This window comes from Natronorubrum halobium (assembly GCF_051351675.1).
GTDB lineage: Archaea > Halobacteriota > Halobacteria > Halobacteriales > Natrialbaceae > Natronorubrum.
Window position 1 is genome coordinate 3,641,031 of sequence record NZ_CP195595.1, and the last position, 17,313, is coordinate 3,658,343.

The 17,313-nt window shown below is 63.6% G+C and carries 14 protein-coding genes; 9 read left to right on the forward strand and 5 right to left on the reverse strand.

The features are described 5' to 3' along the window. Position 1 precedes the first annotated feature (1 nt). A complete protein-coding gene (locus ACSFC7_RS18090) occupies positions 2–586 on the forward strand; it encodes a DUF7110 family protein (RefSeq protein WP_436344210.1) in 585 nt (194 codons plus the stop codon). Positions 587–1,231: 645 nt separating this feature from the next. Here ACSFC7_RS18090 and ACSFC7_RS18095 read toward each other — a convergent pair. The 3 genes from ACSFC7_RS18095 to ACSFC7_RS18105 all read right to left on the reverse strand — a co-directional run bounded on the left by ACSFC7_RS18095 (position 1,232) and on the right by ACSFC7_RS18105 (position 2,864). Beyond that, positions 1,232–1,591: a DUF7344 domain-containing protein gene (locus ACSFC7_RS18095; RefSeq protein ID WP_436344211.1), complete on the reverse strand. Its 360-nt coding sequence runs from the start codon at positions 1,589–1,591 to the stop codon at positions 1,232–1,234. Positions 1,592–1,680: 89 nt separating this feature from the next. Next, positions 1,681–2,349 (reverse strand): bacterio-opsin activator domain-containing protein, encoded by a 669-nt coding sequence (locus ACSFC7_RS18100; protein ID WP_436344212.1) that lies wholly within the window; start codon positions 2,347–2,349, stop codon positions 1,681–1,683. A 149-nt stretch (positions 2,350–2,498) separates the two neighbouring features. Continuing rightward, complete coding sequence (locus tag ACSFC7_RS18105; protein ID WP_436344213.1) at positions 2,499–2,864, reverse strand: hypothetical protein; 366 nt, start codon at positions 2,862–2,864, stop codon at positions 2,499–2,501. A 171-nt stretch (positions 2,865–3,035) separates the two neighbouring features. Here ACSFC7_RS18105 and ACSFC7_RS18110 point away from each other — a divergent pair, with 171 nt between their 5' ends. After that, complete coding sequence (locus tag ACSFC7_RS18110; RefSeq protein WP_436344214.1) at positions 3,036–3,326, forward strand: zinc ribbon domain-containing protein; 291 nt, start codon at positions 3,036–3,038, stop codon at positions 3,324–3,326. Positions 3,327–3,452: 126 nt separating this feature from the next. Here the strand turns inward: ACSFC7_RS18110 and ACSFC7_RS18115 are convergent, their stop codons facing one another. Beyond that, entirely contained in the window at positions 3,453–4,208 is a 756-nt protein-coding gene (locus ACSFC7_RS18115) for a hypothetical protein (RefSeq protein WP_436344215.1), read from the reverse strand. Between the two features lie 196 nt (positions 4,209–4,404). Here ACSFC7_RS18115 and ACSFC7_RS18120 point away from each other — a divergent pair, with 196 nt between their 5' ends. The 5 genes from ACSFC7_RS18120 to ACSFC7_RS18140 all read left to right on the forward strand — a co-directional run bounded on the left by ACSFC7_RS18120 (position 4,405) and on the right by ACSFC7_RS18140 (position 13,377). After that, the gene (locus tag ACSFC7_RS18120; protein WP_436344216.1) at positions 4,405–6,579 is read left to right on the forward strand and encodes a hypothetical protein; all 2,175 of its coding nucleotides are present in this window, start codon (positions 4,405–4,407) and stop codon (positions 6,577–6,579) included. A 114-nt stretch (positions 6,580–6,693) separates the two neighbouring features. Further along, positions 6,694–8,031: a hydroxymethylglutaryl-CoA synthase gene (gene hmgB, locus ACSFC7_RS18125; RefSeq protein ID WP_436344217.1), complete on the forward strand. Its 1,338-nt coding sequence runs from the start codon at positions 6,694–6,696 to the stop codon at positions 8,029–8,031. 676 nt (positions 8,032–8,707) lie between these two features. After that, positions 8,708–9,523 (forward strand): sulfite exporter TauE/SafE family protein, encoded by an 816-nt coding sequence (locus ACSFC7_RS18130; RefSeq protein WP_436344218.1) that lies wholly within the window; start codon positions 8,708–8,710, stop codon positions 9,521–9,523. Positions 9,524–9,550: 27 nt separating this feature from the next. Then, complete coding sequence (locus ACSFC7_RS18135) at positions 9,551–12,016, forward strand: heavy metal translocating P-type ATPase (RefSeq protein ID WP_436344219.1); 2,466 nt, start codon at positions 9,551–9,553, stop codon at positions 12,014–12,016. Positions 12,017–12,078: 62 nt separating this feature from the next. Further along, a complete protein-coding gene (locus ACSFC7_RS18140; protein WP_436344220.1) occupies positions 12,079–13,377 on the forward strand; it encodes an AI-2E family transporter in 1,299 nt (432 codons plus the stop codon). A 34-nt stretch (positions 13,378–13,411) separates the two neighbouring features. Here ACSFC7_RS18140 and ACSFC7_RS18145 read toward each other — a convergent pair whose 3' ends face one another. Next, positions 13,412–14,164, reverse strand: coding sequence for a DUF2270 domain-containing protein (locus tag ACSFC7_RS18145; protein WP_436344221.1), 753 nt, complete (start codon positions 14,162–14,164; stop codon positions 13,412–13,414). A gap of 260 nt (positions 14,165–14,424) precedes the next feature. Between ACSFC7_RS18145 and gcvPA the strand changes: the two genes are divergently transcribed. After that, positions 14,425–15,762 carry an aminomethyl-transferring glycine dehydrogenase subunit GcvPA gene (gene gcvPA / locus ACSFC7_RS18150; protein WP_436344222.1) on the forward strand — a complete coding sequence of 446 codons (1,338 nt, stop codon included), beginning with the start codon at positions 14,425–14,427 and terminating at the stop codon, positions 15,760–15,762. Beyond that, entirely contained in the window at positions 15,759–17,279 is a 1,521-nt protein-coding gene (gene gcvPB / locus ACSFC7_RS18155; RefSeq protein ID WP_436344223.1) for an aminomethyl-transferring glycine dehydrogenase subunit GcvPB, read from the forward strand. The genes gcvPA and gcvPB overlap by 4 nt, the downstream gene beginning before the upstream one ends. Positions 17,280–17,313 lie beyond the last annotated feature (34 nt).

Below are 17,313 nucleotides of genomic sequence, written 5' to 3' on the forward strand. Positions count from 1 at the left end.
TATGTCAACAGAGGAATCCAGACACGTATATCGGCTGCACTCGACCCTCGAACTGCCCCTCGAAGACCTCCGCGAACACATCGATGAGGCCACGTATCCGGATGGCGTCACCGACGTAGAGATAACGCGGCGAAACAACACGCTCATCCTCAAGGCCGTCGCCGAGGACGAGTCGGTCAGCAAGTACACGCCGACCGCCCAACTGAAGGCCAGCGTCACCGAAAACCGGGTCTACGAGGAAGATCCGGACGAACGCCGACAGAAGTCCTTCAGCTGGGACGAAGAGGAGGAAGAGGAGATCGAATCCGAACTCGTCGAGTTCGCGGCGTTCAAAGGCGACCGCGAAACCGTCCTGCAGAACTCGCTGTTACAGTACCAGATGTTCCTCGTTCTCTGTGGGATCGCCGAAGCCGCCGAGAAGGGGACGCTGACCGCGATTTCGGAGCGCGACGGCGACCTCGAGGCGACCCGGATCGTCGAGGGCGAGCCTCGGCCGGCCGACATCGAAGTCGTCGAAGGGCCCGGCGAGAACGCCTCGGGACAGAGCGGTGTCAACTGGCGGGATAACAAGTTCATCAGCGACTGAGCGTAAAGACGAGATACAGATCGTCTCGGCTGTCCTCTGAGCGAATAGTTGTGACTCCCTCACTCGAGACACTTGTACGCCCAGAATCCCGGGGAGTAGGGTGTTGGAGGCCTAGGGGAAGACAGGCGTGTATCCCTTTCCAAAATGCCTGCGCTCGAAGGACAATAACAATACTGTGAGTACGGATGATGCCCATTAAAATAATTGATATGTCCCTCCCCCCTCAAAGCTCGAGACAATTCGGTGATGGGGATGCAATGTGTCGGTGGAAACAGATGCAATGCTGAGGTGCAGGGAAGTCCAGGCGAGACATGGAAGGTCCAGGTTCAAGCGATAGGACGGAAGTGACTACGCCCCCTGAGAAGATTCCGCCTACACCTCTCGAGCCTGAAGGAACTCAGGAGTAAGACGCTTTTTAAAATACGCGAGGATTATACGCTTACGGAAGCTCTGGCTCACCGATTTTAGAGATGGCTCAGGTTTGACGAAACATGGGGGTCCGTTGGCTTTGTTGAACCATTCTTTAGACCTGTTTTGGTATGAAACACACGCACACTACAGATGCATATTGACCGTCGTCTATGCTCTACACAGGACTGAACAGAACAGAAGTACCACGTCATTCAAAGATGACTGTGAACGATCTCACAGCGCAACTGGTGGGTCAAGATCAGGGACAGCGTCAATGATGGCTGACAACTGGGGTTGCAACTGATCGAACTGGGAGGTAGGTTCAACCAGTTGGCGTTCCTGATCGTATGTAACAAGCGATAGGTCTTCTAACTTCGGGATATGGATGTGGTACAGTGACAGCCGAATCTGCTTTGATTCTTCTTTGGAAATCTCTGTCAGCGGTGTGTGATGATTATGTTTGACGATTGCCTTCGTGAGATCGTTCACTGTTAGCGACCGCTGTTCAGTTGCAAGTACGGCAAGAACGATACGACGATGTCGGTCCTGACACAGTTCGAGAAGTGTATTGAACTCGGTAGCGGTCCCAACCATAAAGGGATAAAAAGTCCCCTTGCGGAAGAGGTGAAGGGCTGTATAGTACTACTTTGGCAGTAGAATCGAGACATTCTGTAGTTGACAAATTAGTCTTCCTCCTCATCTGGATGGCTGATCGTCAACGTACTCGTAATGAGATTGTTGTATGCAGCGCGAAATCGGTTTGAGAGTGTCTGCTGGGCAACCCCCATTTGTTCCGCCAATTCCTTCATTGTCACTGCCCGTGGGACCTCATAGTAGCCTGCTTCAAGCGCAGTTACCAGTGTCTCCCGTTGCGTTGGTGTGAGATCGTACTGGGCGCTCGCCATCGGCTGCTCCTGCTCTTGGGATCGATTGAGTTCAAATGAGATGTCGGTTTTATCACAGTATTCTTGAAATTCCGAGAGTGAGTCCCGATTATCGAATCGCATTCGTAATTCCCAATCTTCCGCTTTGCCGATTGCTTGCAAGAGTGTCGCCCCGAGTTTGACATATGCATAGATGATAGTCTCAACGTTTTCCGTCCACTCGGCACGATACAATCTCGCTCCCTCTACTTCGTCGATAACAGTGGTGTTTGTCACGGATGCATCGTCGTGAAACGCATCTTCAAACTCCGTGTGATCACCACCACTCACCCAGAAATACGGCATAATCCGATCTTCTACCGTCGCCACAACCTGCTCGATCTCGACAATCATCTGCGGAGCCGCTGTGAGTGCGTGGTTCAGTGCGAAATCATCGGATTTGACGGAAAACTCGGCAATAATGCTCATACCGCTGGTTAGTGGTCAAGCACAATAAGTCACAATCGAAATATCGCGTACCTGTGCTATCCACATAGAGTGTTCAGTCCATCACCTGTACTTACCGTGAGGGTGCTCAACCTATCATCTACTGAAAATTTCAACAGAGTCGATTTTTATCAATAGGCGGCCCACCAGCGACTCGAACCTGAGGCAATCCCCACCCCGATCGGTATCGCATGGGAATATGCGAACTCCGCAATGGTCTGTGCCAGATATGCTTCATCCAGCGGCCACGGTAGCAGTTTTGCTACATAAAAGTCGAACAGGAATCCGCATTCCTCGACTTCGTTAGGCAGATCCATTAGGGCCGCAGATCCCTCAACGACCACTTCTCGCGGAGCATCCCAGCCGAGCTTCCTGTAGCAATCTCCTCGTTTCAGTAGCTCGAGGAGATTTGCATCTCCATCAAAGTCCGAATTGTCCTTCTCGTGTTTGAGTTCCTGTTCGATAACATCCTTACTGGCCTCGAGTTCTGCAACCATCAAATTAGATACCATAGACATAGTCATTCTCGCTCATTTTCTCGAGCCACGAGTAGCGCGTCGTCTCGCTGGTTCGTACACTCCCTTCGAAACGAACGTCCAATTCTCCAATCAGTGGCCGTCTCGACCCGATAGAAGCCGTTTTGTACGTCTCGAGTGGTACCGGTCCACATGGACGATCCCGGAACCCTGACGACCATCGGTCGTATCGCCGTGGCGGTGTTCGTCATGATCGCACCGACGCTTCTTTTTCTGGGGCTGATGCGCGGATTGGAGCGGTTGCGGGACGATGCCGTCATCGATCGGTGGCTGTACGAACAGGGACGCGGCTCCGACGACGTGCTGGCGTCTGTCGCGACGGTCGACGGTGAAGCGTCCTCGAGCGTCCCGTGTTCGGCGTGTGGAGCGACGAACCCATCGCACGCGACGTACTGTCACGGCTGTTTTGACCGGTTGTCGTGACTGACGATGGGATCGACCTCGAATGCGGCACGGGCGTGCTATCGGAGACTTACCCGATGTAGGCTGGTGTTACTCCCGACCCCGTGGTCGTTTCTCGAGCGACGTCCCACGCCGGACTGCGTAGCGTCAGTCCGAGGGCGAACGAACCATCGACAGTTCGACCCCGTCGGGGTCGCGCTGGTGGACGGAGACGCTGAGCTCGCGATCGAGTTCCGAGTCGACGTCGACGACGAACCGAATCGTCTCACCGTCGACCGTGTTGATACTGAGGTGCGTCTCGCGACGCCTGTCGAACCCCACGTTTCCGAGGTCGGTCCGGTAACGGAACGCGTAGCCGACGAGAGCCAGCCCGCCGAGTGTCACGAGGGCGAACAGCGGTGCGAACGTACTCGTCGCAACGAGACCGAGGACGACGAGTATCACCAACGCGAGCACACCGGCCCCGACGAGGACCGGTTCGTGGGCCCGTGCGACGCCGGGTCGGTTACGAACGCGGTCGATCCCGACCGCGACGGCGATCGTTACGGCGGCGAGTCCACCCGTGACGACGCCTTGGAACGCACTCGCCGTCGTGGTCTCGACGACGCCGACAGCGAGGACGACCAGTGCGACCAGTCCGGCCACGAGGTGGGTCAGTCGGTTCGGGCCGTCCGGTGACCGATACGTCACTTTCGAGCGCTCCCGGCTTCGGATCGAACAGATGTAATCGTATCTGACGTCCACGAACTCGTTCGACGTCGAGACGCACAATAGCCGCCGGTCGGTCAGTCCGATCACCGTCCGGCTACCGATGGCGTCCTCCAAGAGCCGCCCGGAGTCGAGCGTTCGTACGGATTCCCCCTCGACGAGGTGGCTCTCGAATCGGTCTTCCACGGGTCTCATTCGGGTCGCTGGTACCCCAACGCGATACATAGTAAGCCACCCCTTTCTCCGGCGATGGCTCCGTAGATCCCGCTCGACGATCGTCTTCGGAACTGCTGTTACACGGTAATCCTCTCCGGCAGCGGTTCGCAGAGGACGGTCGAGCCGAGCCGCGCTCGGCCAGTACACGTTTACGCTGCCGAGACTATCCACGGCTATGGTACGTCGGGAAGCCGACCGAGCAGTCACCGTCCAGATCGGGGCGATACTGCTGCTCGCGATCGTCTTCTCCGCGCTCGCGCTCTATCAGGTCAACGCCGTTCCGGAGCAGAATCGAGGAGTCGAGTTCGACCACAACGAGCGCGTTCACACCGAGTTGCAGGACCTTCGCAACGCGATCCAGAACGTGGGTACCGAGGGCGGGACCCAGTCGACGTCCGTCACGCTCGGCACCCAATACCCGACCCGAACGGTCGCAACCAATCCGCCGGCACCGACGGGGACTCTCGAGACGACGGGAACGAAAACCATCCGCATCGAGAACGCGACGATCGCGGGTAACGATGCCGAGTACGACGGAACCCCGGACGACTTGCTCGGCGATCACGAGACGACGACGCTCGCGTACGCGCCGTCGTACCACGAGTACCGGACCGCGCCGACGACGCGGATCGAACACGGGTTCGCGTTCAACGACTTCGACGACGCACAGGTCTCGCTGACCGATCAGCCGCTGCTCTCGGATCGATCGATCACGCTCGTCCTGCTCGAGGGCGAATTCTCGAGATCGGCCAGCGGAACCGTCTCCCTCGATCCGACCGCGCTCAGCGGCCCGTCCGACGAGGTTCCGATCGAACCCGACGGGAACGAGACCATCACGATGACAATTCCGACCGACTCGCCGGGGGTGTGGAACGAGACGGTCGGGACGACGTTCGACGACGGCGAAGACGGCGCGAGAGTGGCTGGATACGACCGCATCGAGGGAAGCGGCACGCTCACGATCGAACTGGCGAACGACGAGTACGGTCTGCGAGTCGCTCGCGTCGGGATCGATGGCGCTGGGGAATCGAGCGACGAGTTTGCCGTTCGTCGAACGGAGTCGAACGTCGGCGGTACCACAGGGGTATACGAGACCGTCTGGGAAGACACCACCCCCACCGAAGTCGACGCTGACGATCCGCTCAGCCTCACGATGAACGCGGCAAACGAAGGAAGCGCTGTCGAGGGTGCGAGCGTCTCGTACGCAGTAAGCGACGACGACGGAGTCATCGACGCGTTCGATAACTCGGGAACGACGAACGCGTCCGGCCGGAACCGGACGACGCTCGAGTTCGACTCGAGTGCGGTTTCGAGCGACGGCTCCACGATCGACGTGTACGTTTCGAGCGGCGGGAGCAGCGACCGACGCGCCGTGCGCGTGAATCCGCCGACCCACGATTCGGAATCAGGGACGGACGGACTCAGGTGGTCGGTTACGGACGAGACGACGAACGACGTCGTCCACTACTCGGTGTCGTACGAGGTGACCGATCCGTCGTTCGAGTACGTCAAAGTCGAGTTCACAAACGAGGTCGACGACTCGGCGACCGACGAAGAGCGATCCGACTCTCGAGGCACAGTTGCGTACAGTCAGGGCGGTTCGGCGGGCGATACGTACTCGATTACGATCACCGCGTTCGATACGAACGGCGACGTGCTCGACGAGAGAACGGTCACCGACACGGCGGACGGCAGCACCCCCGATACGGGCGACGATCCGTCCTCACCGTCGTCACCGCAGTTGGACGGAAGCCGGGTCGACGACTGGAGTCAGCCGAACGACGACTCCGCCCGATACTTCGTTTCGTACGACGTCGACAACCGGGACGAGTTCGATCGAGTCGAGGCCAGTTTCAGAAACCGCAACAGCGGTGCGATCACCACCGAAACCGACTCGAGTCCCCGCGGACGGCTCGAGTTCTCGGGGAACCGAATCGACGACGAGTTCGAGATCGAACTCCGCGTCTACGATACCGACGGTGTGCTGGTCGATAGCCGGACGTACGACGATACCGCCGACGGCACGAACCCGAGCGGAAACGACGAGCTCGATCTGGCGACGAGTCCACAGTTCGACTCCCCGTCCGTTACCGACGGCGGAAATCCGGGGCAGTCCCAGTACACGGTCGAGTACGACACTGCGGAGTCGGCAGCGGTCGGCTCCGTCTGGGCGGAGTTCCGAAACCTCGATAACGCGTGGGCGACGGACGTACTCGAGCAATCGGATGCGGACGGTACGTTCGACCACGACCCCGGTGGCGGTACCGGCGGAGATGCGTACGAGATCACCCTCCTGCTCTTCGACTCGGACGGGGCGGTGGTAGATCGGTGGACCGACGACGATCCGTGAGACGGTCCCCGTCGGTCGTCAGCGATGTCCGAAATGTTTCACTCGCTTCGATGATCGACAGCTGACGAAATATCGAACGACAATATCATGTATCTCGGCCCGCATTCTCGATGCATGACTGCAGTCGGTATCGACGCCATCGAAATCTGGACCGGGAATCTCAAACTCGACTTACCCGGGACCTTTGCGCCCGAGAAGGGCGAGGACCCCGAGAAGTACACGAAGGGACTCGGTCTCAACGCCAGTTCGTTCCCCGACAGCTACGAAGACATCGTCACCATGGGTGCCAACGCCGCCCACCGGCTGATGGAACGCAAGGGCCTCGAGCCCGACGATATCGGTCGCATCGACGTCGCGACCGAGAGCGCCTTCGACAACTCGAAGCCGGTTTCGACGTACGTCGCTGGCTGTCTCGAGCAGGTCTACGGCGAGGACTTCCACCACGCGAACAAGGGCGAGCGGAAGTTCGCCTGTATCGCCGGGACTCAAAGCCTCGACGACGCGTTCAACTGGATCCAGGCCGGCCGAAACCGCGGTCGCTCGGCGCTGGTCATCGCCACCGACACGGCGCTGTACGCCCGCGGTGACGCCGGTGAGGCGACCCAGGGCGCGGGTGCCGTCGCGATGCTCATCAGCGAGGACCCCGACCTCGTCGAACTCTCGACCGAGCAGGGCTACGGTTCGGCCGACGAGACGGACTTCCTCAAACCAAACCAGCAGTTCCCGTCCGTCGACGGCAAACGCTCCGTGCAGGTGTACCTCGCCCGCATGCGCGAGGCACTGGAGGACTACGAGAGCGTCGCCGGCGAAACCCATCCGGACCAGTTCGCCTACATCCCGTTCCACACCCCGTTCCCGGGGATGGTCCGCAAGGCGGGGATGCTGGTCTACCGGCACATGATCCGCGACACCAGTATCGAGGACGAACTGGCCGACGAGATCGGTCGCCAGCCCCGCGCCGAAGCGTTCGACGACGACGAGGCGTTCCACGACGCGCTGCGGGAGTATATGGACGCCCTCAAGGACACCGACACCTATCAGGAGTGGTACGAGACGACGATCGATCCGACCCTCACCCTCTCCCGCGAGGTCGGCAACTGGTACACCGGCTCGGTCCACGTCGCCCGCGTGAGCGCGCTGAAACACGGCCTCGAGAACGGCCTCGATCTCGCGGGGAGTAAACTCCTCGTCGGCTCCTACGGCTCCGGTGCCCAGGCGGAGGGTCACGCGGAGACGATTCAGGAGGGCTGGGAGGACGAAATCGAGGCCCTGAACGTCGACGAACAGCTCGAGAACCGCTACGACATGAGTTGGGACGATTACGAAGAGATCCACGACGTCCACAACCACGACATGGACGTCGACGTCGAGGAGTTCACGGCTCCCGAGTCGGAGTTCGTCTTCGACGGCTGGGGGCGAATGGGCGAGCGGAAGTACCGGTACGTCGAGTAGCGTAGTGAGCGGTACTCTTTCAATCGACTAGCTGCTGTCTTCTCTGTCCTATCGTCTCAGATATCGTTTCGAAAGCCCGCAGCAGGCTCGCGGCCGCTGCGGTGGATATCCTCACTGCGTTCGGATAGAGCCACCGCAGCGACGCTCTTTCAGCGCGAGCCCGCTTCGCCCTTTCAGTCCGCCAGGATCGGCCATAACCCTGCCCTTCCCCGGTTCGCGCGGCTCTCGCAGCGCTCGAGCCGCACTCTCGGCCACGTGGCGCGCGCTGACGGTGCGCCCGAGCACTTGCGAGGGTGCGCCGGCGATGCCGTGCGAGGGACGAGTGAGCACAGCGAGCGAGTCGGCTGGGGAGGACGAGGCTATGGGTGGACTGAAAGGGGCCGGCGCGGTCGAGGATGGCAGGCGACGCAAGGACCGCAGCCGACCAGTGGGAGGCGAGGACCGCAGCGAGCCTCCCGACTCGACCGCGTCGGGGGCTTTCGAGGTTGTGTTGCCCGTTTCTATCTGTATACCATCATTTATCAGAAGATGATACCAAGACAAACCGACTGATAACGCCTCAGCCTATACTGATCGACGCGCCTCGAGGTACGATCCTCGAAACCCGTTCCTCGAGCGAAACGCACTACACCGTTGGCTGACTAGGTCGACCAACGATCACCTCGAGAGTAAAGATATGGACCCGTTCACGTTCCTCGGCGTCGACGTCCTGCTGTTCCTTCTCATCGGCGTACTCGCCGGCGCCCACTGTGTCGGAATGTGCGGCCCGCTCGTGACGGTCTACGCGAGCCGGATGGATGGCGCCGCGACCGACGGCGGGACGACCGCCTCGAGCGCCGGACGCGCGGGCCACCTCTCGACCTACGAGGTCCGCCAGCACGCGCTGTTCAACCTCGGGCGGACGGCGAGCTACACCCTCCTGGGTGCCTTCTTCGGCGCGCTCGGCGGGCTGTTGTTCGTCACGACGGCCGAACTCACGCCGGTCGTCGAGCTGATCCGCGGCGGGATCGGGCTCCTCGTCGGCGCGTTCGTCATCGCGACGGGCGTCTACTACGCGCTGGGGCGGACGACCGGTGGAATCTCGCTCCCCGGACTCGAGCAACTCACCGGCTGGCTCGCGGGACGCGTCGACCGGCTCGCGAACGGCCCCGGTATCGTCGGTCTCGGCGCGGTGCACGGGCTGCTCCCCTGTCCGATCCTCTACCCGGCCTTTCTCTACGCGTTCGCGACCGGGTCGCCGGTCAGCGGCGCGCTCGCGCTCGCCGCGCTCGGGATCGGGACGGTGCCGGCCGTCTTCGCCTACGGGACGATCATCGACTCGGTCGACGTGGCCCACCGACGACGGGTCCACCGACTGCTCGGGGTCGCGTTCGTCGCGCTGGGCTACGTGCTCTTCGCCCACGGGCTGATGAGCCTGGGAATCCACGTTCCTCACCTCGAACTGCCGTTTTACGACGGACTCGGCGCCCCCGGCGGCCACGAAGCCCACTGACGACACTCACGGAACTCACGACCATCCATGTCGAACCAACGCGCCTGCACGCTGTGTGAACTGCCCGTCGAGGAGAGCGGCGTCACCGCCGACGGCGAGGCGTTCTGCTGTGCCGGCTGTCGCGAGGTATACGACGCGCTCGGCGACATCGAGGCGGTGGAAGCCGACGACGTCCGCGACGCGCGGGACGAATCCGACGAGGACGAGACCCGAGTCGTTCCCGACGGTCACGAGACGACGTTCCTCGAGGTCGACGGGATGTACTGTGCGACCTGCGAGGCGTTCATCGAGTCGGTCGCCGGCGAGACCGACGGCGTGAGTTCGGTCAGTTCCAGTTACGTCACCGACACGGTGCGGATCGACCACGATCCCGCGGTCGCGTCCGTCGAGGACCTGAAAGCCGAGATCAGCCGCCTCGGCTACAGCGCCTACGACCGCGAGGACTCGATCAGCCGTCGCCGAGCCGACAACTGGGCGACGGGACGGATCGCGGTCGGCGTGCTCATGGGAATGACGGTGATGATGCAGTACCTGCTCATCATCTACCCCACCTACTTCGGCGGGCTGTTCTACGACGAGCGGACGACGGAGTTCTTCACGCAGGCGCTGGCGAGCGACCTCGCGACGCCGTTTTACGTCGTCATCGGTGCGCTCACCACTATCGTGCTCGCCGTGACTGGAAAGCCGATTCTGCAGGGGGCCTACGTCGCCGTGAAGACGCGCTCGCCGAACATGGACCTGCTCGTCGCGATCGCGGCCGTCAGCGCCTACCTCTACAGCACGCTTTCGATCGCCGTCGGCGGCCCTCACATCTACTACGACGTTACGGTCGCGATCGTCGTCATCGTCTCCGTCGGCGGCTACTACGAGTCCGAGATCAAGCGGAAGGCGACCGAGCGGCTCTCGGACCTGACGGCCGTCCAGGTCGACGAAGCCAAACGCCTCCTCGAGACCGGCGAGACGGAAGAGGTCGCCGTCGACGACCTCGAGCCGGACGACCGCGTGGTCGTCCGCGCGGGCGAGCGGATCCCGATCGACGGGACGGTCGTCGACGGCGAGGCCGCGGTCGACGAGGCGGTCGTCACCGGCGAGTCGCTTCCTGTCACCAAGATTGGCGGCGACGACGTTGTCGGCGGCTCGACGGTCTCGGACGGCTCACTTACGATCCGCGTCGGCGAGGACGCCACGAGCACCGTCGATCGCATCGGTGAACTCGTCTGGGACCTCCAGAGCGGGACCCACGGCATCCAGAAGCTTGCGGACAAGCTGGCGACGATCTTCGTCCCGCTCGTGCTCGTCCTTGCGACGGTCGTCACGGTCGTCTACCTCCTCCTATGGTTCGGTATCACCACCGCCCTCCTCGTCGGACTCACCGTCCTGATCGTCTCCTGTCCCTGCGCGCTCGGGCTGGCGACGCCGCTGGCCGTCGCCGCGGGGATCCGCGACGCCCTCGATCGATCGATCGTCGTCTTCGACGACAGCGTCTTCGAACGGCTGTGCGACGCCGACACCGTCGTCTTCGACAAGACCGGGACGCTGACCACCGGCGACATGACGGTCGTCGACGCCGACTGCGACGAGGACCTGCTCGAGCGGGCGGCGACGCTCGAGCACCAGTCGGCCCACCCGATCGGTGAGGCAATCGCCGCCGAACGGCCAGTCGCCGACGGCGGTGCCGTCGAGGGAGATGCGGTCGCGGCGACCGACTCCGAAACCGGTGCGGCCGATAGCGACGACGACGCCGCCGAACGCGTCGAGTTCTTCGAGAGCCACAGAAACGGCATCTTCGGCGTCGTCGACGGCGACGAGATCGTCGTCGGCCACCCGAACCTGTTCCGTGACCGCGGCTGGACGGTTCCGGACGCGATCGACCGACGGATCGCCGAGAGCCGCGAAACCGGCCGCGTTCCGGTCGCCGTCGGCCGAGACGGTATCGCGGAGGGCGTAATCATCGTCGGCGACGACCTGCGGGAGGGCTGGGCGGAGACGCTGACGGCGATCTCCGAAACCGGGACCGAGGTCGTCGTCCTCACCGGCGACGACGCGCGTGCAGCGACCCGCTTTCGCGAACACGACGCGGTCGACCGCGTGTTCGCGGGCGTCCCGCCGGAGGGGAAAGCCGAGACCGTCGAACGGCTCAAACGGAGGGGCCAGACCGTCATGATCGGCGACGGGACCAACGACGCGCCCGCGCTCGCGGCCGCCGACCTCGGCATCGCGCTCGGCGGCGGCACCGCGATGGCGGCCGACGCGGCGGACGTTGCCCTCGTCGACGACGACCTGTCGTCCGTCGACACGGTCTTCGACCTCGCTCGAGCGACCGACCGGCGCGTGAAGGGGAACATCGGGTGGGCGTTCTGTTACAACGGCATCGCGATCCCCCTCGCCGTGACGGGGCTGCTCAACCCGCTGTTCGCCGCGGTCGCGATGGGTGTGAGTAGCCTGCTGGTCGTCACGAACTCCTCCCGGTCGCTGCTCGACGACGAGGCGTGACCGAGTACGCCGAGCGGGAATCTTCCAGTGCAGTAATCTGTTAGGTGGCCGTATGGTGGGCTATGCCCGATCGATCCACCCGATCGGAGTGGCTCTCCGAACGGACCGGATTGACGCTGCTCGCGCTCGTCAGTGCTACTCTCGCGATGCTAATTCTCCTGCCGTATCTGCAGTACATCCTGCTCGGCATCGTGCTCGCGTACATCCTTATGCCCGCCCAGCGCCGCCTCGAGCCCGCCGTCGGCTCGATGACTGCAGCGCTCACGCTCGTCGTCGTCGCGATCCTCGCGATACTGCTCCCCATGATGTACGTCCTCGCGATCGCACTCAGAGAGGCCCTCCAGGTGCTCACGGCCGTCCAGGAGGGATCGATCGGGATGGCCGACATCGAACAGCGATTCGAGGGGACCGCCTATCCGATCGATCTCGGCGAGATGTACGGGACCTACCAGGAGCCGATCGGAACGGCGGTACAGGGGATCGCGACGAGCGGAATCGAGATCGTGAGCGGGTTGCCGGGGTTGCTCATCGGGCTCACCGTCACGGTGTTCGTCCTCTTCGCGCTGTTGCGGGACGGTGATCGACTCGTCGCGTGGATCCGCTACGTTCTCCCGATCGACGACGACATTCAGCGGGAGCTCCTCGCCGATCTGGATCAACTCATGTGGGCGTCGGTCGTCGGAAACGTGCTCGTCGCGGCGATTCAGGCGGTCGCTCTGGGCATCGGGCTGGTCGTCCTCGGGGTTCCGGCCGTCGTCTTGCTCACGGTCGCGACGTTCGTCCTCGCGCTGCTCCCGTTGGTCGGGGCGTTCGGCGTCTGGGTTCCCATCGCGATCTACCTGACCGTCACTGGCGATGTCGTCGGCGCGGCGGCGCTCGTCGTCTACGGCTCGATCGTCAGCGCCTCCGATACCTACCTGCGGCCGGCGCTCATCGGTCGGACGAGCGCCTTCAACTCCGCCATCATCGTCGTCGGTATCTTCGGCGGCATCGTCGTCTTCGGCGCGGTCGGACTGTTCGTCGGTCCCGTCGTGCTCGGCGGCGCGAAGGTCACGCTCGACGCCTTCGCTCGAGAGCGAGCCAGGGAGACGGCGTCGAAAGCGGAACTCGAGGACGGCGACGCGACCGAAGACCCGGCCGTCGACACCGAGCACGAAACCGGTATTCGAGAGGACGCGGACGAGGGGCCGGACGCCGAGAGCGACGGTGCTCGAGAGACACCGGTCGACACCGGCGATGAAACGAGTGCCGAGACCGATACTGCGACCGATCCGAGCACGGACGCCGACGTCGACCGCGAACGCGGCCGAACGTCCGGCACAGATGGCGATTCCGCGGCCGGTTCCGATTCCGACCGATAATTCGTCCGGCTCGAGCGACCGTCTCGGTCTTTTGTCAGTCGTTCTTCCAGTCGCCGGGCTCCTGTCCGTAGATTTCGCCTTTCGCCCTGCGCTCGGCCGGCCACAGTGCGAAGACGAATACGCCGGCGAAGAAGACGGCGAGCGCCGCTGCTACCGCGATCCCCGGAATGCCGGGCAGTTCGGCCGCTTCCGTCCACTGTTGTTCGGGCGTGAACAGGGTGACTTTGAACGCCCACGCGATTCCCGTCACGGCGAACAACAGTCCGTAGACGCGGCGAAGCCGTCGTGAGAGCGCTTCCGCGACCGAGACCTTGAACGTCGGATTGCGCAGATCGTCGCCCAACTCTTCGCGCCAGTTCGGATGCTCGACGCCGACCGGATCGAGCGCGTTCGCGAACACGTTCTCCTGGACGAATCGGACGCGAGCGCGCCAGTGGTCGTAGAACCGATACCGTCGAACCTCGAAGAACAGGAAGATACAGAGCGTGAAGACCCCGATCAGGAGGAGGAACGCGGGCATCTCAGGACTCGAGAAGACGAGCGAGAGCAACGCGGCGAGCAGGGCGATCGCCCAGTCGGTCGTGCGGTCGATCCGGTCCTGTGCGCCGTTCGCCTGACTGACCTCGCCGCGGTAGAAGTGCGGCAGGACGCCGAGAAAGGAGTCGGGATCGGTGGCGGCCTCGGCGCCGACCTCCTGATCTTCGCGCTCGAGCGGCGACTCCCGGCCTTCGGACTCGTCGTCGAACGGCGGCGTTCGGTCGTCGTCTCGAGTACCTGAACTGGCCATGCGGGTGGCCGACACCGCCGGCGGGGAAAGGTGACGAGGGCGCGTCTGCAGGGCCGTCGCCGCGACTCGAGCGTTCAGCCGTTCGTCGACAGCCTCGTTACCTCTCGAGGTAATCCATCGTTTTCGTCGACAGGGTCCCAGAATCGAAGAGGTGCGTTCATTACCCCGTGACCGCTACTGGCTGGTATCATGTCTCGAATCGAACCGCGCGGACCACGTCGGAGACGGACCGCGGCGTTCGATCGGGACCGCTACTAACTATGCACGGATCACACGCCACGGGGAGTCCGTACGCTCCCCACACGGACGCGGAACGCTCGCGGATGCTCGAGGCCGTCGGCGCCGAAACGGAGGCGGACCTCTTCGACATCCCGACGCCCGTCGAATTCGACGGGGAGTTCGGTATCGACGCGCGATCTGAGCGGGAGACGAGACGGCTGGTCCGGTCGATTCTGGGCCGCAACACCGATCTGACGGAACTGCTGGGCCGGGGCCACTACGGCTACTACGTCCCGTCGCTGGTCGACCACCTCGCGGACCGCTCGGAGTTTCTCACCTCCTACACGCAGTACCAGCCCGAGGTCTCCCAGGGGTTCCTGCAGGCCCTCTTCGAGTACCAGTCGCTGCTGGTCGAGCTAACGGGTCTCGAGGTCGCCAACTGCTCGATGTACGACGCCGCGACGGCGCTGGGCGAGGCCGCCACGCTGGCCGAGCGCGTTCGCGACACCAGCGGCCACCGCGTCCTCGTTCCCGACCTCCTGCTCGAGGGACGGCGCTCGACCCTCGAGAACTACGTCGCCGGAACCGACCTCGAAGTGGAGGAGTACCCCACCGACGACGGGAACGTCGACCTCGCAGCCCTCGAGGAGGCGATCGACGAGGAGAGCGTCATGGTGTACGCGGAGAACCCGACGGTCCGCGGAACGATCGAGGAGGGACTCGAGTCGGTCGGCGACCTCGCCGCGGACGACGACGCGCTGTTCGTCCTCGGCTCGGATCCGGTCGCGCTCGCCGTGCTGCAGCGGCCCGCGGACGTCGGTGCCGACGTCGTCGTCGGCGACGCGAGCGTCCTCGGCCTGCCCACGAGCTACGGAATGGGACTCGGCCTGTTCGCGACGACGGAGGAGTACCTCCGACAGGTACCCGGCCGACTGGTCGGCGCGAGCGAGGACGCGACCGACCGTCGGGCGTACACCCTCACGCTGCAGACCCGCGAACAGCACATCCGTCGAGAGCGCGCGACGAGTAACATCTGTACGAATCAGGCGTGGGTCGCGCTCCGAACGGCGATGCACGCCGCCTATCTGGGGCCGAACGGCATGGTCGACCTCGCCGAACGCGGAGTCACTCGCGCCCGGGACCTCGCGACGCGAGTCGACGACTTCGTCGGCGTCAAGGCGCCGGTCCACGACCGACACCACCTCCGCGAGTTCGTCGCCCACGTCGACCAGCCCGCTGGTGTGATCGCCGAGGACCTCGAGAGGCGCGGCTTCGCGGTTCACGTGGTCGGCGAACACGAGATCCAAATCTGCGTCGCCGGCGTTCCGGACGAACGGATCGATCCGTTCGTCGCGGCGTTCGAGGAGGTGACGCGATGAGCGATCGAACCGACGATACCGCTCCCGACCCTCGAGCGGAGCAGGTCCGCTACGATCAGGCTCGCTACGTCGAGAACGGCCAGTACGAACCGCTGCTCTCCGAGAAGGATCTGACGCGAGTCGAAATCGGTGCCGAAGGTGGCGGGACGGACGACGGCGACGGCGGCGACTCGCCGCTCCCGGACGACCTCACCCGCGACTCCCTCGAGTTACCCGAACTCTCCGAACCCGAACTGGCCCGCCACTACACGCGACTTTCGCAGATGATCTACGGGATCGACAGCGGTCCCTACCCGCTGGGCTCCTGTACGATGAAGTACAATCCGAAGTTCACCGAGGACGTCGCGGCCCTGCCGAAAGCGGCCGTCCACCCCGACCGGTCGGAACGGTCCCTGCAGGGGACCCTCGAGTTGCTCTACCGGCTCCAGGACTACCTCGGCCGAATCGGCGGGATGGACGCGGTGACCCTGCAGCCGCCCGCCGGCGCGGCCGGCGAGTTCGTCGGCATCCGCGTCGCCGCGGCCTACCACGAGCACAACGGCGAGGGCCACCGCGACGAGGTCATCGTGCCCGAGAGCGCCCACGGAACCAACTTTGCGACCGCCGCACTGGGGGGCTACGACGTCGTTTCGCTGCCGAGCGACGACGAGGGTCGGGTCGATCTCGAGGCGCTCGAGGCCGCCCTGAGCGAGAACACGGCCGCGCTCATGCTCACCAATCCGAACACGCTCGGACTGTTCGAGCGCGATATCGAGCGGATCGCCGAGATGGTCCACGACGTGGGCGGGTTGCTCTACTACGACGGAGCCAACCTGAACGCCCTGCTCGGACGCGCTCGCCCCGGCGATATGGGCTTCGACGTGATGCACTACAACGTCCACAAGACGTTCGCGACTCCCCACGGCGGCGGCGGTCCCGGTGCGGGTCCCGTCGGCGTCGTCGACGAACTGGCGCCGTTCCTGCCCGCGCCTCGAGTGCGCGGAGGGGACGAAAGCAAGAGCGGCGAGTCAACGTACGAGCTGTTCGACCCCGAGCACACCATCGGCAAAGTCCACGGCTATCAGGGCAACTGGCTCGTGTTGATCAAGGCGTTCGCCTACATCGCGCGGCTCGGCGACGCGGGCCTCGCGGACGCCAGCGCGAAGGCGGTGTTGAACGCGAACTACCTCGCGAGCCGGATCGAGTACGACGTCCCCTACGAGCCGTTCCACCACGAGTTCGTCGCCAGCGCGGGCGACCAGGACGCCGCCGACGTCGCCAAGCGGATGCTCGACTACGGCGTCCACCCGCCGACGACCAAGTGGCCCGAGATCGTCTCCGAGGCGCTGATGACCGAACCCACGGAGGTCGAGAGCGAGGCCACGCTCGATCGGCTCGCCGCCGCGTTCAACGCCGTCGCGGCGGAGGACGACGAGACGCTCGAGGCCGCCCCCGACCGCACCACGGCTCGCCGGATCGACCAGACCAGCGCCGCTCGAGAGCCGCGGCTCTCGTGGCAGGCGCTCGAGGACGAGTAGATCGGCACCTGAGACTCGGATCGCCGTTCGAACT

Bases quoted from the DNA above. Each gene is read 5' to 3' on its own strand.
- ACSFC7_RS18090 (WP_436344210.1), top strand. From the start codon at position 2: ATGTCAACAGAGGAATCCAGACACGTATATCGGCTGCACTCGACCCTC.
- ACSFC7_RS18095 (WP_436344211.1), bottom strand. From the start codon at position 1,591: ATGGTTGGGACCGCTACCGAGTTCAATACACTTCTCGAACTGTGTCAG.
- ACSFC7_RS18100 (WP_436344212.1), bottom strand. From the start codon at position 2,349: ATGAGCATTATTGCCGAGTTTTCCGTCAAATCCGATGATTTCGCACTG.
- ACSFC7_RS18105 (WP_436344213.1), bottom strand. From the start codon at position 2,864: ATGGTTGCAGAACTCGAGGCCAGTAAGGATGTTATCGAACAGGAACTC.
- ACSFC7_RS18110 (WP_436344214.1), top strand. From the start codon at position 3,036: ATGGACGATCCCGGAACCCTGACGACCATCGGTCGTATCGCCGTGGCG.
- ACSFC7_RS18115 (WP_436344215.1), bottom strand. From the start codon at position 4,208: ATGAGACCCGTGGAAGACCGATTCGAGAGCCACCTCGTCGAGGGGGAA.
- ACSFC7_RS18120 (WP_436344216.1), top strand. From the start codon at position 4,405: ATGGTACGTCGGGAAGCCGACCGAGCAGTCACCGTCCAGATCGGGGCG.
- hmgB (WP_436344217.1), top strand. From the start codon at position 6,694: ATGACTGCAGTCGGTATCGACGCCATCGAAATCTGGACCGGGAATCTC.
- ACSFC7_RS18130 (WP_436344218.1), top strand. From the start codon at position 8,708: ATGGACCCGTTCACGTTCCTCGGCGTCGACGTCCTGCTGTTCCTTCTC.
- ACSFC7_RS18135 (WP_436344219.1), top strand. From the start codon at position 9,551: ATGTCGAACCAACGCGCCTGCACGCTGTGTGAACTGCCCGTCGAGGAG.
- ACSFC7_RS18140 (WP_436344220.1), top strand. From the start codon at position 12,079: ATGCCCGATCGATCCACCCGATCGGAGTGGCTCTCCGAACGGACCGGA.
- ACSFC7_RS18145 (WP_436344221.1), bottom strand. From the start codon at position 14,164: ATGGCCAGTTCAGGTACTCGAGACGACGACCGAACGCCGCCGTTCGAC.
- gcvPA (WP_436344222.1), top strand. From the start codon at position 14,425: ATGCACGGATCACACGCCACGGGGAGTCCGTACGCTCCCCACACGGAC.
- gcvPB (WP_436344223.1), top strand. From the start codon at position 15,759: ATGAGCGATCGAACCGACGATACCGCTCCCGACCCTCGAGCGGAGCAG.